Here is a 229-nt window from a genome sequence, read left to right as displayed (position 1 = left end):
CTCCCATAAGTTCTGTAGCTACTCCCATAAGTTCTGTAGCTACTCCCATAAGTTCTGTAGCTGCTCCCATAAGTTCTGTAGCTGCTCCCATAAGTTCTGTAGCTGCTCCTATAAGTTTTGTAGTGGCTCCCGTAAGTTCTGTAGCGGCTCCCGTAAGTTTTGTAGCTACTCCCGTAAGTTCTGTAGCTACTCCCATAAGTTCTGTAGCTACTCCCATAAGTTCTGTAGC

At 45.9% G+C, this 229-nt stretch carries 1 protein-coding gene; it reads right to left on the bottom strand.

All coding sequences use genetic code 11. From position 1 onward, the window contains the following. Positions 1–229: hypothetical protein (locus ACM0OX_RS35890; protein WP_414519996.1), on the bottom strand; the 229-nt coding region annotated here is incomplete at both ends.

The organism is Nostoc sp. PCC 9305 (assembly GCF_963920915.1).
Classification (GTDB): Bacteria; Cyanobacteriota; Cyanobacteriia; order Cyanobacteriales; family Nostocaceae; genus Nostoc.
Note: the sequence above shows the minus strand (reverse complement) of the source record. Positions and strands in the feature narration are given on the sequence as shown.